The sequence below is a fragment of the Actinomycetospora endophytica genome (genome assembly GCF_021026375.1).
GTDB lineage: Bacteria > Actinomycetota > Actinomycetes > Mycobacteriales > Pseudonocardiaceae > Actinomycetospora > Actinomycetospora endophytica.
On the sequence record NZ_JAJNDB010000009.1, the window covers coordinates 184,730 to 198,266 of the forward strand.

The window sequence follows — 13,537 nt, forward strand, 5'->3', positions numbered from 1 at the left end:
GATCAGGAGCACTGGGCGCAGCTTTGAGAGCCGGCGCACATGCGTGGTGTGCCCCTCGACGGCGGGGCCGGTCGCCCCTCGACGCTCCGATCACGACGACCGCGTCCGCACGTGCGCCCGCTCACCCTGCGGACCGAAGAGCGCGATCATCTCCGCGGGCTCGTCCCCGGGGTTGGCGAACGCGTGGGGGACGTGCGTGTCGAACTCGACGACCTCGCCGGGGCGCAGCACGACGTCGTCGTCGCCCAGCCAGAGCCGCACCTGCCCGGAGAGCACGTAGGCCCACTCGTAGCCCTCGTGGGACTGCTGGGTCGGTGTCCGCCCCGGATAGCCGACCGGCATGATCAGCTTGTAGGCCTGCAGCCCGCCCGGGCGCCGGGTCAGCGGGACGAAGGTCATCCCGCCGCGCTGCACGGCGGGCATCCGGACGCGCGGGTCGCCGGTCTGCGGGGCGTCGACGAGCTCGTCGAGCGCGACCTGGAACGCCCGCGCGAGCGGGAGCAGCAGCTCGAGGGTGGGCTTCCGTCCGCCCGATTCGAGCCGGGACAGCGTGGACAGCGAGATCCCCGTGGCGTCGGCGACCTCGGTCAGCGTCATCCCGCGGGCGCCACGGATCGCGCGCAGGCGGGGCCCGACCCCGTCGAGGACCTCGGCGAACTCACTCATGCCCAAGATTTTGCCACTACGGCAAGGATGTTTGCCAGTATGACGTCGGCCGGCGCAGGCTCGGTCCCATCGGAGCACAGCGGGAGGAGACCGGGATGAACGAGGAACGCTGGGACGTCGTGGTGGTGGGCGGCGGCGCGGGCGGGCTGTCGGCGGCGCTGACGCTGGCGCGGTCCCGACGGCGGGTGCTGGTGGTCGACGCGGGGGAGCCGCGGAACGCGCCGGCGGACGGCGTGCACAACTACCTCGGCCGCGAGGGGAGCGCGCCGGGCGAGCTGACCGCGATCGGCCGGGCCGAGGTGGAGAACTACGGGGGAGTGGTCCGCACCGGGCGGGTCGTGTCGGCCTCGCCGTCCCACGAGGGTGGCTTCCTGCTGGGCCTCGACGACGGCGGGTCGGCGCGGGCGCGGCGGGTGGTCCTCGCGACCGGCGTCGTCGACGAGCTGCCCGGGGTCACCGGCCTGCGCGAGCGCTGGGGTCGCGACGTGATCCACTGCCCGTACTGCCACGGCTGGGAGGTCCGGGACCGCCGGGTCGGGGTGCTCGCGACGAGCCCGATGGCGATGCACCACGTCGGACTGATGCGCCAGCTCACGGACGACCTCGTGCTCTTCCTCAACGACGCGTACGCGCCCGAGCGCCACGCCGCCGACGAGCTCGATGCCCGCGGCGTGGAGGTGGTGACGGGCGCGGTGTCGTCGCTCGAGGTCGTCGATGACGCGCTGCGCGGGGTCCGGCTCGCCGACGGCACCGTCGTGACCCTCGACGCGCTGCTCGTGCCGACCGTCGTCCGGGCCCGGGCCGAGGTGGCCACGATGCTGGGGCTCTCCACCACCGAGCAGCGGATGGGCGGGACGCTGTTCGGCGAGATCCTCGAGGTCGACGCGCGCGGCGAGACCGCCGTGTCCGGTGTCTGGGCCGTCGGCAACGCGACGGACGTGTCCGCCACCGTGATCGCCTCGGCGGCCGCCGGGACGAAGACCGGCGCGATGGTGAACGCGGACCTGGTCGCGGAGGACGGCCGCCTGGCCCTGATGGCGCACCGCGACGGGAGCCCGGCGTTCTGGGAGCGCTTCTACGCCGACCGCGACCAGGTGTGGAGCGGGCGACCCAACCCGGTCCTCGCCGCGACCGCCGAGGACCTCGCCCCCGGGACGGCGCTCGACCTCGGTGCCGGTGAGGGCGGCGACGCGCTCTGGCTGGCCGGGCGGGGCTGGAAGGTGACCGCGGTCGACGTCGCGCAGACAGCGTGCGACCGGATCGTCGAGCGCGCCGGCGATCTCCCCGTGCGCACCGAGCGCCACGACCTCACCGAGTCCTTCCCCGAGGACTCGTACGACCTGGTCTCGGCGCAGTACCTGCACTCCCCGAACGCCGACTTCCCGCGCACCGCGATCCTGCGCCGGGCGGCCGAGGCGGTCGCTCCGGGCGGAACCCTGCTCGTCGTCGGGCACGGCCGGCTGGCGCCGTGGTCGTGGGACCCGTCGCTGCGGATGGCGACCGCGCCCGAGGTGCTGGCGTCGCTGGCGCTCGACGACGCGGCCTGGGAGGTCGTGCGCTGCGAGTCTCCGGAGCGCACCGCGACCGGGCCGGACGGGCAGGAGGCGACGATCACCGACGAGGTGCTGCGGCTGCGCCGCATGTGAGTGGAAGTGGACGTCCGGGCGTCCACATCCACGCACATGCCCGTAGGGCACACTGGTGATCGTGAGCAGGACCGGACGTGTGGAGCGCGTGACCAAGGAGTCGAGCGTCCTCGTCGAGATCGACCTCGACGGGACCGGGCGCACCGAGGTCGCCACCGGGGTGCCGTTCTTCGACCACATGCTCGACGCGCTGGGCAAGCACGGCAGCCTCGACCTCGTCGTACGGGCTACCGGGGACACCGAGATCGACGCCCACCACACCGTCGAGGACGTCGCGATCGTGTTCGGTCAGGCCCTCAAGCAGGCGCTCGGCGACAAGTCCGGCATCCGCCGGTTCGGTGACGCCTGGATCCCGATGGACGAGGCGCTGGCCCAGGCCGTCGTGGACGTCTCCGGCCGGCCGTACTGCGTGCACACCGGGGAGCCGGACTCGATGGCCGGCTTCGTCGTCGGCGGGAACTACCCGACGGTGCTGAACCGGCACGTCTTCGAGTCGATCGCCTTCCACGCCGGGATCGCGCTGCACGTCCGGGTCACCGGCGGCCGGGACCCGCACCACATCACCGAGGCCGAGTACAAGGCGATCGCCCGGGCGCTGCGCGCGGCCACCGAGCCCGACGCACGACTGGCCGGCGGCACCGCGTCGACCAAGGGTGTCCTGGAGTCGTGAGCACCCGCCACGGCACCGGGGACGGCCGGTGAGCGGCAACGAGATCCTCGCCCTCGGGCTCCTGCTGGTGGGCGGGTTCCTCGTCGGGGGCGTGGTCTCCTTCGGCCGCCAGCGCAAGTGGATCGCCGCCGTCGTGCTCGCGGTCCTCGCCGCGCTCGCGGTCGCCGCGGGTGTCCTGCGGCTGATCCCCACCTGAGGGGTCGTCCGGCGGTCCGCGAATCGTGTCCGGTAGGGCACCATCGTCGAGATCGGACGGCGGGAGGCGGTGGGACGACGGTGGAGACGGAGCCGGACGGGGCGGGCACGTACGCCGCACGGGCGCGCGCCCTCACCTCGGCCGACGAGGCCCGGGAGCTCTACGACGCCTGGGCCCCCACCTACGACACCGACCTCGCCGGCCCGGACGGCGACGACTACCCGCTGCCCGGCATCGTCGCCGACGTCGTCGCCCGCCTCCAGGACCGCTCGGCCGACGTCCTGGACGTCGCCTGCGGCACCGGGCTGGTCGGCGCGGCCCTGGCGAGGCAGGGCTTCCGCTCGGTGGACGGTCTCGACGTCTCGCGCCGCATGCTGGCCCGGGCACGGGCGCGGCAGGTCTACCACGACCTCGGCCCGGCCGACCTCGGCCAGCGCGTGCCGGGCGCCGCGGACAAGTTCGGCGTCGTGACCTGCGTGAACGCGTTCGGGACGGGTCACCTGCCCCGCTCCGCGCTCGTCGAGTTCGCCCGCGTGGTGCACCGCGGCGGTCACGTCGTCCTCACCGTGGGCGACGACCGGCGCGACGAGATCGAGCGCCACGTGCAGCAGTTGGCGGCGCGACGGGTGGCGCGGGTGGTGGAGACCTCCGAGGTCCTGCTGCATCCCTCGACCGGGGAGCAGCACGTCGTGGCGGTCCTCGAGGTCGTGGCGTCGTCGGCGGGGGTGCGCCCGGTCCGGTGAGGCCGTCGGAGGGTCTCGGTAGCGTGAGCGGTATGCCGGGAACTCCATCCGTCGTCGTGCTCGACTACGGCTCGGGCAACCTGCGCTCCGCCGAGCGCGCCCTCGAGCGCGCCGGAGCGAAGGTCGAGGTCACCGCCGACGCCCGGGCGGCCCAGGAGGCGGACGGCCTCGTCGTTCCCGGCGTCGGGGCGTTCGCGGCGTGCGCGGCGGGCCTGCGCGCGGTGGGCGGTGAACGGATCCTCGAGCAGCGGCTCGCGGGCGGACGCCCGGTGCTGGGCATCTGCGTCGGGATGCAGGTGCTGTTCGAGCGCGGCGTCGAGTTCGGCGAGGAGGCCACGGGCGCGGGCCAGTGGCCGGGCACCGTCGAGAAGCTGCAGGCCGACGTCCTCCCGCACATGGGCTGGAACACCGTGCGCGCCCCGGCCGACTCGGTGCTCTTCGCCGGCATGCCCGCCGACGAGCGCTTCTACTTCGTGCACTCCTTCGCCGCGCGGCGCTGGGAGGTGGAGCCGCAGGAGCCGTTCCTCCCGGCGAAGGTCACCTGGGCCCACCACGGCGAGGACTTCGTCGCGGCGGTCGAGGACGGTGCGCTCGCGGCCACGCAGTTCCACCCGGAGAAGTCCGGGGAGGCCGGGCGGCGGCTCCTCGTGAACTGGCTCGAGAGCCTGTAGAACTTTCTTCCGCCGCGGCTGTCGAAGACCCCGGACCCCGTTCGACGCCCTGGTGACGGCCGGGGAGAGACCCGACCACCGAGGGCCCGGGAGGACCCGATGCGCTACATGATGATCATGCAGGCTCCGGAGACGATGAGCGTCGGCGAGGTCGACGGCCCGCCGCCGGCCGAGGTGTTCGAGGCGATGAACCGCTACAACACCGCCCTCGTCGAAGCCGGGGTGCTGCTCGCCGCCGAGGGCCTGGGCCCCTCCGCGGAAGGGTTCGAGCTGACAAACGACGGCGAGAGCCCGACCGTGACCGACGGGCCGTTCGCCGAGGCCCGGGAGCTCGTTGCCGGATTCTGGATCCTCGACGTGGCCACCCGCGGCGAGGCCGAGCAGTGGGCGCGGCGCTGCCCGATCGGGCCGGGCGTGCGCCTCGAGGTGCGACGCATCCACGACATGAACGACCTCGAGGGCATCGCGCCGCCCGAGGTGCTCGACGCCGAGGCCGCGCTGCGGTCCCGGGTCGCCGAGCGCGCAGCCCAGTACGAGCAGTCCGGTTCCTGAGGGGGATGTTGATGGCGCGCTACATGCTGGTCCTGAAGTACGACGAGGCCGTCGCGATGGCCACGCCGCCGGACCCGGCGATCTTCGAGGAGATGGGCCGGTTCAACACCGCCATGGTGGACGCCGGGGTCCTGCTCGCGGGGGAGGGCCTCGCGCCGAGCTCGCAGGGCGCCGTCGTCACCTTCCCCGACTCGGGCGGCGACGGCACCACGGTCAGCGACGGCCCGTTCACGGAGGCGCGGGAGCTGATCGGCGGATTCTGGATCCTCAAGGTCGACTCGCTCGACGAGGCGGTCTCCTGGGCGCGCAAGGCACCGTTCCGCGCCGGCGAGCGGATCGAGGTCCGGCGGGTCACCGAGGCCGAGGACTTCGAGGGGATCGCGCCGGAGAGCGTCCTGGAACAGGAGAAGGAGCTGCGCGAGCGGGCCGAGCAGCAGCACGGTGGCTGACGCCTACGCCGTCCTCGACGCGGTGTGGCGCGCGGAGTCCGCGCGCATCGTGGCCGGCGTCGCGCGCGTGGTGCGCGACGTCGGCCGCGCCGAGGAGCTCGCGCACGACGCCCTCGTCGCCGCGCTCGAGCAGTGGCCCTCCCAGGGTGTCCCGGAGAACCCGGGCGCCTGGCTCGCCGCCACGGCACGGCGCCGGGCGATCGACCTGATCCGGCGGGAGCAGAACTTCTCCCGCAAGGCCGAACAGGTCGGCCATGAGGAGTCGCGACGAACCGCGCCCGACGCCGCCGAGGTGGTCGCCGACCCGGTCCGCGCGGTCGGCGACGACGTCCTCGCGCTGCTGTTCGCGACGTGCCACCCGCTGGTGGCCCGGGAGTCGCGGGTGGCCCTGACGCTGCGGCTGTTCGGCGGTCTCACCACCGACGAGATCGCGCGGGCGCTGCTCGTGGGCTCGACGACCGTCGGCCAGCGGATCTCCCGGGCGAAGAAGCGGCTCTCGGCGGCGGGCGTGGATCTCGAGATTCCGGTGGGCGAAGAGCTCGAGGGCCGGATCGGCGCGGTGCTCGAGGTCGTCTACCTGATCTACAACGAGGGCTACGCGGCGACGACGGGCGCCGACTGGGTCCGCGCCGACCTGTGCGACGAGGCGATGCGCTTGGGACGGCGGTTGGCGGCGCTGATGCCCGAGCGTCCCGAGGTCCACGGGCTCCTCGCGCTCATGGAGCTGCAGGCCTCGCGGCTGCGGGCGCGGGTGGGTCCCGACGGCGAGCCGGTGCTGCTCGCCGACCAGGACCGCGGCCGCTGGGACCACCTGCTCGTCCGGCGCGGGCTCGACGGGCTCGCGCGGGCGGAAGCCGCGACGGGCACCCGTCGTCGGGACCCGTACACGCTGCAGGCCGGGATCGCGGCCTGTCACGCCCGGGCCGGCTCGGTGGAGGCCACCGACTGGGCGGCGATGGCGGCGCTCTACGCCGAGCTCGCCGTCGTGACGCCGTCGCCGGTCGTGGAGCTGAACCGGGCGGTCGTCGTCGGGAAGGCGGACGGCCCGGAAGCCGCGCTGGAGGTGGTGGACGCGCTGCGCGACGAGCCGGCCCTCGCCCGCTACCACCTGCTGCCGGCGGTCCGCGCGGACCTGCTCACCCAGCTCGGGCGGCGCGAGGAGGCGGCGGCCGAGCTGGAGCGGGCGGCCGAGATGGCGTCCAACGATGCCGAGCGGGCGCTGCTGCGCCGCCGGCTGGACGACCTGCGGGAGACGGCGCTGGGGCGGGGGTGAAACCGCCCCACCCCCACGTCAGCGATGGTCCGTTGCTGACACGAGACGTCAGAACGGCGCCGTCCTGACGTGCCCTTAGGGTGGTTGCCCGTGAGCTTCGATCTTCTCCCCGCCGTCGATGTCGTCGACGGCCAGGCCGTCCGCCTCGTGCAGGGCGAGGCGGGCACCGAGACCGGCTACGGCGACCCGCTCGAGGCGGCCCGCGCCTGGGTCGACGACGGCGCCGAGTGGATCCACCTCGTCGACCTCGACGCGGCGTTCCGGCGGGGGTCGAACGCGGCGCTGCTGGCGTCGCTGGTCGAGAGCGTGCCGATCAAGGTCGAGCTCTCCGGCGGCATCCGCGACGACGACTCGCTGCGCCGCGCCCTCGACACCGGGTGCGCGCGGGTCAACATCGGCACCGCCGCGCTCGAGGACCCCGACTGGTGCGCCAAGGCGATCGCCGAGTTCGGCGACCGCGTGGCCGTCGGCCTCGACGTGAAGATCCGCGACGGCGAGCACCGGCTCGCGGCGCGCGGGTGGGTCTCCGACGGCGGCGATCTCTGGGAGGTCCTCGCGCGGCTCGACGAGGAGGGCTGCGCGCGCTACGTCGTCACCGACGTGGGCCGCGACGGCACGCTGACCGGCCCGAACACCGACCTGCTGTCGGCGGTGTGCGAGCGGACGGACGCGCCGGTCGTCGCGAGTGGCGGCGTCGCGACGCTGGACGACGTGCGGGCGCTTGCGGCGCTCGCCCCGGCCGGCGTCGAGGGTGCGATCATCGGCAAGGCGCTCTACGCGGGCGCGTTCACCCTGCCCGAGGCGCTGCGCGCATGTGAGTGATGTCCGTCGTGGGGACGACCGAGATCGTTCACCTAGGCTGGGCCCCATGGGTGTGGCCGTCCGCGTGATCCCCTGCCTGGACGTCGACGCCGGGCGGGTGGTCAAGGGCGTCAACTTCGTCGATCTGCGCGATGCGGGCGACCCGGTCGAGATGGCGCGGCTCTACGACGCCGAGGGCGCGGACGAGCTCACGTTCCTCGACGTCAGCGCCTCCTCGGGGGAGCGCGAGACCACCTACGACGTCGTCCGCCGCACCGCCGAGCAGGTCTTCATCCCGCTGACCGTCGGCGGCGGGGTCCGGACCAACGACGACATCAACAAGCTGCTGCGCGCCGGCGCCGACAAGGTCGGGATCAACACCGCGGCGATCGCCCGCCCGGAGTTCCTCTCCGAGGCCAGCCGCCGCTTCGGGTCGCAGTGCATCGTGCTCTCGGTGGACGCACGACGGGTGCCCGCCGACGGGCAGCCGACCCCGTCCGGGTTCGAGGTCACGACCCACGGCGGCCGGCGCGGCACCGGGATCGACGCACTCGAGTGGGCCCAGCAGGGCGCCGAGCTGGGCGTCGGGGAGATCCTGCTGAACTCGATGGACGCCGACGGCACCAAGAACGGGTTCGACCTGGAGATGCTGCGCCGGGTGCGGGCGCTCGTCGACGTGCCCGTGATCGCGAGCGGCGGGGCGGGGGCCGTCGAGCACTTCGCCCCGGCCGTCGAGGCGGGCGCCGACGCGGTGCTCGCCGCGAGCGTGTTCCACTTCGGGATCATGCGGATCGGCGAGGTGAAGGACGCGCTGCGCGAGTCGGGGGTGGAGGTCCGATGACGACGGTTCCCGTACTCGACCCGGAGCTCGCCGCCCGGCTCAAGCGCACGCCCGACGGGCTGGTGTGCGCGGTGGTGCAGCAGTACGACACCCGCGAGGTCCTCATGGTCGCGTGGATGTCCGACGAGGCCCTGGCCCGCACGCTCACGACCCGCGAGGCCACCTACTGGTCGCGCTCGCGGCAGGAGCTGTGGATCAAGGGCGCCACCAGCGGCCACACCCAGGCCGTCCACGAGGTCCGGCTGGACTGCGACGGCGACACCCTCCTGGTCCTGGTCGACCAGCAGGGGGCGGCCTGCCACACCGGGGACCGCACCTGTTTCGACGCCGACGTGCTGCTCGGCGCCGACGTCGCCCGGTGAGGGCCCGGTACCGAGGAGGAGAGGCATGACGTCGTACGAGTACAAGGTCGTCGAGCTCCGCGAGGGCCTGATGGGCGGGAAGATGTCGGGCAACAAGCTCGAGAAGGTGCTCAACGAGCACGCGGATCAGGGCTGGCAGCTCAAGACCATCACCGGGGTCGAGGTGAAGGGCCGCATCGGTCCCGGCGGCGTGGAGGGCGTGCTCGTCACCTTCGAGCGACCCCGCGGCTGACGCGGCTCAGCCCAGTTCGGGACCCTCGAGTTCCGGCGGGTCACGAGGCCGGAGCCCAGCCGGACATCGACGGATTCCGCGGTGGATTCCGGGCGTCCGCGGTGGCCCGGAACGCCCGTACGGCCGCCCGGACCGCCGGGGTCTCGCGGTCACTGCGCCACACCGCGTCGACGGTGCGGGAGAGCACCGGCGTCGTCTCCACCATCCGCACGCCGTGCGGGATCGCCGGCCGCGCGAGCCGCGGCACCATCGCCGCGAGCCCCGCGCCCCCGACCAGCTCGAGGTGGATCGCGAACCCGCAGACCCGGCAGGTCACCCGGGGCTCGACGCCCTCGCGGCGCAGGCGGTCGATGAGCCAGTCGTGGGCGCGGGTGCTGCGGGTGTCGGCGACCCAGGTCAGGTCGGCGTCGGCGAGATCGGCCAGCGCCACCGTCCCCGACGCGGCGAGCGGATGCTCGCGGGGGAGCGCGAGGTCCAGCACGTCCTCGCAGAGCTGGGTCCGGCTGGTCCGCGCCGGCGCCGGGGCGGGCAGGCCCTCCCAGTTCTCGACGACGGCGAGCTCCAGGTCTCCGGCGACCAGCGCGGGCAGCGTCTCCTCGGCCTCGCCGTCGTCGAGCAGGACGACGAGGTCGGGGTGCGCCTGGCGCAGCCGGGCCAGCGCCGCGGGGGCGAGCGCGTGCACCGTCGTCGGGATCGCCCCGATGCGCACCGGCCCGACGACGTCGTCGTCGAGCCGGTCGAGGTCGCGCCGCGCCGTGGCGAGGCGGTCGAGCACGGCCGTGGCGTGCTCGGCGAGGACGATCCCGGCCGGGGTGAGCCGGATGCCGCGCCCGGCCGGTTCGGTGAGCGCCGCCCCGGCCTCCCGCTCGAGCGAGGCGAGCTGCTGGGACACGGCCGACGGCGTCAGGTGCAGGGACGCGGCCGCCTTCCCGACGGTGCGGTGGGTGGCGACGGCGTGCAGCGCCTGCAGGCGCGCGATCCCGAACACATCAGAGAATCTAACCGTTCCCGGCGAGAAGAACTCGCTGGTCCTGAACGATCGTCGACCCCACGCTGGACGACGTGACGACGTCCGCCTCCCCCCGCACCTCCACCGCCGTCCGTCGCCAGGTCGACCCCCGCCTGCTCGCGGTGGCCGGCAGCCTGTGTATCGCCCTCTCCCCGATCCTCATCGCCCTCTCCGGCGCGTCGCCGGGGACCGCCACCGTGTTCCGCTGCCTGCTCGCGCTGCCGGTGCTCGTGCCGATGGCGCTGCTCGAGCGGCGGCGGCTGCGCCCGGTCGCCGGCGAGATGCCGGCCGGACGTCCGTGGCTCGTCGTCGTCGGCGGTCTGCTGTTGGGCCTGGACATGACGCTGTGGACCGGGGCGATCCACGCCGTCGGGGCCGGGGTCTCGACGGTGCTGGTCAACGTCCAGGTGGTCATCCTGCCGCTGCTCGCGTTCCTCGTCCTCGGCGAGCGCGTGCGCCTGTCGTTCCTGCTGGCCGTGCCGGTGATGCTCGGCGGGGTCGCGCTCGCGAGCGGGCTCGCGGGGGGCGGCGGTGGCGCGGCCGACCCCGTGACGGGGACCGTGCTGGCACTGCTCGCCGCCTTCGCCTACGCCGGGTACCTGCTCTTCCTGCGGCTCGGATCGGCACCGGGGCAGCGGTCCGGGCCGGTGACCCTCGCGACGGCGGCCGCGGCGGTGAGCTCGTTCGTGCTCGGCAGCCTGTGGGAGGGCGTGGACCTGACACCCGGCTGGACCGCGATCGGCTGGCTCGCGCTGCTCGCGCTGATCGGGCAGTGCATGGGCTGGGTGCTCATCGCGGGCGGGATGGCGAAGCTCCCGTCGTCGACCGGTGCGTCGATCCTGCTGCTCCAGCCCGTCGGGGCCGTGCTGCTCGGGATGCTCGTGCTGGGCCAGTTCCCGACCGTCTGGCAGCTGATCGGCTGCGCGGTCGTCATCGCGGCGGTCGCGTTCGCGGCGCGCACCCGCGCCGAGCCCGCGCCGGCGGACGCGTCGTCGTCCTGAGGCGGGGTGTGGGCGAGGCCGCTGCGGGAGACTGTCGGTGGGAGCGTCCACAATGGGCGGCGTGTCCGTGACCGACCAGCAGATCTCCCTCGGAGCCGTGGAGCCCGACCGCGCGCGGTTCCACGAGCTCGCCGCGCACCACCGCGTGATCCCGGTCGTGCGTCGGCTGCTGGCCGACGACGAGACGCCGCTCGGGGTGTACCGCAAGCTCGCGGGGCGGCGCAGCGGGACGTTCCTGCTGGAGTCCGCCGCGCACGGCGAGTCGTGGTCGCGCTTCTCGTTCGTCGGGGCGCGCAGCGCGGCCGCCCTCACCGAGCGGGGCGGCCGGGCGCACTGGACGGGCACGCCGCCGGTCGGCCTGCCCGGGACGGGGGACGACGACGAGTCGGACCCGCTGGTCGCGCTGCGCGAGACCCTCGAGCGGCTGCGCACCGAGCCGCTGCCCGGCCTGCCGCCGCTCACCGGGGGCCTCGTCGGGTACGTGGGGTACGACGCGGTGCGTCGCCTCGAGCGTCTCCCGGAGCTCACCGAGGACGATCTCGAGATCCCCGAGCTGGTCATGCTGCTGGCCACCGACCTCGCGGCCCTCGATCACCACGAGGGCACCGTCACCCTCATCGCCAACGCCGTGAACTGGGACGACAGCCCGGAGCGGGCCGACGCGGCGTACGACGACGCGCTCGCCCGGCTCGACCGGATGACCGCCGAACTGGGAGCGCCGGCACCGTCCACCGTCGCGCAGTACGACCCGCTGGCCGGACGCTCACCGCAGGTCCGCCGCCGGTTCGACCGCGATCGCTACCTCGAGGCGGTGGAGATCGCCAAGGAGCGGATCCGCGCGGGCGACGCGTTCCAGATCGTGGTCAGCCAGCGCTTCGAGGCCGAGACGTCCGCCGACGCGCTCGACGTCTACCGCGTCCTGCGGGCCACGAACCCGAGCCCGTACATGTACCTGCTGCGCCTCTCCGACGCCGAGGGGCGGCCGTTCGAGATCGTCGGGTCCAGCCCCGAGGCCCTGGTGACCGTGCGGGACGGCGTCGCGACGACGCACCCGATCGCCGGGACGCGCTGGCGCGGGGCCGACGCGGAGGAGGACGTCTTCCTCGAGAAGGACCTCCTGGCCGACGAGAAGGAGCGCGCCGAGCACCTCATGCTCGTCGACCTCGGGCGCAACGACCTCGGGCGGGTCTGCGAGCCGGGGACCGTGAAGGTGCACCGCTTCTTCGACATCGAGCGCTACAGCCACGTCATGCACCTGGTCTCGACGGTGTCCGGCCGCCTCGCCGAAGGCCGGACGGCGTTCGACGCCGTGGCCGCCTGCTTCCCCGCGGGCACGCTGTCCGGCGCCCCGAAGCCGAAGGCCATGGAGATCATCGAGGAGCTGGAGCCGACCCGGCGCGGGCTCTACGGCGGCATCGTCGGCTACCTCGACTTCGCCGGCGACGCCGACACCGCGATCGCGATCCGCACCGGGCTGCTGCGCGACGGCGTCGCCCACGTGCAGGCCGGTGGCGGGATCGTGGCCGACTCCGACCCGGTCGCGGAGGACACCGAGGCCAACAACAAGGCCCGTGCGGTCCTGGCGGCGGTCGCGACGGCGGGCACCCTCGGGGCACCGGAGCCGGCCCGCGACCCGGGAGGCGACGCCTCGTGACCGGGCCCGCCGCGCCGTCGCCGCGCCGCCCCGGATCGCGGCTGCTCGGGCTCGCCGTCGTGGGGCTGCTGCTCGGCGCGCTCGCGCTCTGGGGCGCCTCGCGGGGCACCTGGCTCACCGCGACCTGGGAGGTGCCGCTGCGGGGCACCGTCGTGGCCACGGCCGACGGAGCCGACACCGAGCCGGTGCTGGTGCCCTGGGCGCTGCTGGCGCTCGCGGCGATCGGCGGGCTGCTCGCCACCTCGGGCTGGGGCAGGCGGGTGGTCGGGGTCATCGTGGGCGTCGCCGGACTGTGGGCCCTGTTGCGCGCGGTGTCCGGGCTCGCCGCCCCCGCCCCGGCGCTGTTGCCCGCGTCGGCCCGTCAGGCGGGGCGCGCGGTGGGCGTCGCCGTGACGCCGGTCTGGCCGCTGCTCGGGGCGCTGGGCGGGCTGCTGCTGCTGGCCGTCGGCGCCCTGGTGGCCGCCCGCGGCTCGGTCATGCCGCGGCTCGGCGCGCGCTACGACGCACCCGGCGGACGCGCCCGCGCGCGTCCGGAGGACGACGAGCGCGGCCTCTGGGAGGCGCTCGACGCGGGGGAGGACCCGACGACGGGACCACCCGCCGCCGACCCGTCCGTGCCCGGGCGGCACGACGACGACACGAGTCCGGCGGGCCCTTCCGCGGGGAGGGCACCGGACGGCGCGGAAGGAGGCCGGGGTTAACATGGAGCGAACTCGGCCGGCGGGATCGGGCCGGGGGTCAGAGGGTCGATGAGCACCACCGAAGATCGCC

General features: G+C 74.5%; 17 protein-coding genes. 15 read left to right on the plus strand and 2 right to left on the minus strand.

Annotation, left to right across the window (positions count from 1 at the left end; translation table 11 throughout):
• Positions 1-90 precede the first annotated feature (90 nt).
• Positions 91-666 (minus strand): helix-turn-helix domain-containing protein, encoded by a 576-nt coding sequence (locus tag LQ327_RS30745; protein ID WP_230740041.1) that lies wholly within the window; start codon positions 664-666, stop codon positions 91-93.
• Between the two features lie 95 nt (positions 667-761).
• Between LQ327_RS30745 and LQ327_RS30750 the strand changes: the two genes are divergently transcribed.
• The 12 genes from LQ327_RS30750 to LQ327_RS30805 all read left to right on the plus strand — a co-directional run bounded on the left by LQ327_RS30750 (position 762) and on the right by LQ327_RS30805 (position 9,102).
• Positions 762-2,312: a bifunctional NAD(P)/FAD-dependent oxidoreductase/class I SAM-dependent methyltransferase gene (locus LQ327_RS30750; RefSeq protein ID WP_230740042.1), complete on the plus strand. Its 1,551-nt coding sequence runs from the start codon at positions 762-764 to the stop codon at positions 2,310-2,312.
• 61 nt (positions 2,313-2,373) lie between these two features.
• Positions 2,374-2,982, plus strand: coding sequence for an imidazoleglycerol-phosphate dehydratase HisB (gene hisB, locus LQ327_RS30755; RefSeq protein ID WP_230740043.1), 609 nt, complete (start codon positions 2,374-2,376; stop codon positions 2,980-2,982).
• 28 nt (positions 2,983-3,010) lie between these two features.
• Entirely contained in the window at positions 3,011-3,178 is a 168-nt protein-coding gene (locus LQ327_RS30760; protein ID WP_230740044.1) for a CG2302 family histidine operon protein, read from the plus strand.
• An 80-nt stretch (positions 3,179-3,258) separates the two neighbouring features.
• The gene (locus LQ327_RS30765) at positions 3,259-3,921 is read left to right on the plus strand and encodes a class I SAM-dependent DNA methyltransferase (protein ID WP_230740045.1); all 663 of its coding nucleotides are present in this window, start codon (positions 3,259-3,261) and stop codon (positions 3,919-3,921) included.
• A gap of 32 nt (positions 3,922-3,953) precedes the next feature.
• Entirely contained in the window at positions 3,954-4,592 is a 639-nt protein-coding gene (hisH, locus tag LQ327_RS30770) for an imidazole glycerol phosphate synthase subunit HisH (RefSeq protein ID WP_230740046.1), read from the plus strand.
• 99 nt (positions 4,593-4,691) lie between these two features.
• The gene (locus tag LQ327_RS30775) at positions 4,692-5,144 is read left to right on the plus strand and encodes a YciI family protein (RefSeq protein ID WP_230740047.1); all 453 of its coding nucleotides are present in this window, start codon (positions 4,692-4,694) and stop codon (positions 5,142-5,144) included.
• A gap of 11 nt (positions 5,145-5,155) precedes the next feature.
• Entirely contained in the window at positions 5,156-5,593 is a 438-nt protein-coding gene (locus tag LQ327_RS30780; RefSeq protein WP_230740048.1) for a YciI family protein, read from the plus strand.
• Entirely contained in the window at positions 5,586-6,866 is a 1,281-nt protein-coding gene (locus LQ327_RS30785; protein WP_230740049.1) for an RNA polymerase sigma factor, read from the plus strand. Before LQ327_RS30780 ends, LQ327_RS30785 begins: the two co-directional genes overlap by 8 nt.
• A 90-nt stretch (positions 6,867-6,956) precedes the next feature.
• Positions 6,957-7,688, plus strand: coding sequence for a bifunctional 1-(5-phosphoribosyl)-5-((5-phosphoribosylamino)methylideneamino)imidazole-4-carboxamide isomerase/phosphoribosylanthranilate isomerase PriA (gene priA / locus LQ327_RS30790; RefSeq protein WP_230740050.1), 732 nt, complete (start codon positions 6,957-6,959; stop codon positions 7,686-7,688).
• Between the two features lie 46 nt (positions 7,689-7,734).
• Positions 7,735-8,508: an imidazole glycerol phosphate synthase subunit HisF gene (hisF, locus tag LQ327_RS30795; protein ID WP_230740051.1), complete on the plus strand. Its 774-nt coding sequence runs from the start codon at positions 7,735-7,737 to the stop codon at positions 8,506-8,508.
• Entirely contained in the window at positions 8,505-8,870 is a 366-nt protein-coding gene (gene hisI / locus LQ327_RS30800; protein WP_230740053.1) for a phosphoribosyl-AMP cyclohydrolase, read from the plus strand. The genes hisF and hisI overlap by 4 nt, the downstream gene beginning before the upstream one ends.
• A gap of 25 nt (positions 8,871-8,895) precedes the next feature.
• On the plus strand, positions 8,896-9,102 hold the full coding sequence (locus LQ327_RS30805) for a DUF4177 domain-containing protein (protein ID WP_230740054.1): 207 nt from the start codon (positions 8,896-8,898) through the stop codon (positions 9,100-9,102).
• Positions 9,103-9,142: 40 nt separating this feature from the next.
• Here LQ327_RS30805 and LQ327_RS30810 read toward each other — a convergent pair whose 3' ends face one another.
• Positions 9,143-10,090, minus strand: coding sequence for a LysR family transcriptional regulator (locus tag LQ327_RS30810; protein WP_230740055.1), 948 nt, complete (start codon positions 10,088-10,090; stop codon positions 9,143-9,145).
• A 74-nt stretch (positions 10,091-10,164) separates the two neighbouring features.
• Between LQ327_RS30810 and LQ327_RS30815 the strand changes: the two genes are divergently transcribed.
• Genes LQ327_RS30815 through LQ327_RS30825 form a run of 3 tightly spaced genes read left to right on the plus strand, consistent with a single transcriptional unit; the run spans position 10,165 to position 13,467 of the window.
• Positions 10,165-11,112, plus strand: coding sequence for a DMT family transporter (locus LQ327_RS30815; protein ID WP_230740056.1), 948 nt, complete (start codon positions 10,165-10,167; stop codon positions 11,110-11,112).
• Between the two features lie 52 nt (positions 11,113-11,164).
• On the plus strand, positions 11,165-12,766 hold the full coding sequence (locus LQ327_RS30820; protein ID WP_230740229.1) for an anthranilate synthase component I: 1,602 nt from the start codon (positions 11,165-11,167) through the stop codon (positions 12,764-12,766).
• Positions 12,763-13,467, plus strand: coding sequence for a Trp biosynthesis-associated membrane protein (locus LQ327_RS30825; protein ID WP_230740057.1), 705 nt, complete (start codon positions 12,763-12,765; stop codon positions 13,465-13,467). Before LQ327_RS30820 ends, LQ327_RS30825 begins: the two co-directional genes overlap by 4 nt.
• The last annotated feature ends 70 nt before the right edge of the window (positions 13,468-13,537 follow it).

What these genes read in the sequence shown, in the direction of transcription:
- hisH (WP_230740046.1), top strand. Translation starts at nt 3,954, where the DNA reads ATGCCGGGAACTCCATCCGTCGTCGTGCTCGACTACGGCTCGGGCAAC.
- LQ327_RS30820 (WP_230740229.1), top strand. Translation starts at nt 11,165, where the DNA reads ATGGGCGGCGTGTCCGTGACCGACCAGCAGATCTCCCTCGGAGCCGTG.
- hisF (WP_230740051.1), top strand. Translation starts at nt 7,735, where the DNA reads ATGGGTGTGGCCGTCCGCGTGATCCCCTGCCTGGACGTCGACGCCGGG.
- LQ327_RS30745 (WP_230740041.1), bottom strand. Translation starts at nt 666, where the DNA reads ATGAGTGAGTTCGCCGAGGTCCTCGACGGGGTCGGGCCCCGCCTGCGC.
- LQ327_RS30780 (WP_230740048.1), top strand. Translation starts at nt 5,156, where the DNA reads ATGGCGCGCTACATGCTGGTCCTGAAGTACGACGAGGCCGTCGCGATG.
- LQ327_RS30805 (WP_230740054.1), top strand. Translation starts at nt 8,896, where the DNA reads ATGACGTCGTACGAGTACAAGGTCGTCGAGCTCCGCGAGGGCCTGATG.
- hisI (WP_230740053.1), top strand. Translation starts at nt 8,505, where the DNA reads ATGACGACGGTTCCCGTACTCGACCCGGAGCTCGCCGCCCGGCTCAAG.
- LQ327_RS30750 (WP_230740042.1), top strand. Translation starts at nt 762, where the DNA reads ATGAACGAGGAACGCTGGGACGTCGTGGTGGTGGGCGGCGGCGCGGGC.
- LQ327_RS30775 (WP_230740047.1), top strand. Translation starts at nt 4,692, where the DNA reads ATGCGCTACATGATGATCATGCAGGCTCCGGAGACGATGAGCGTCGGC.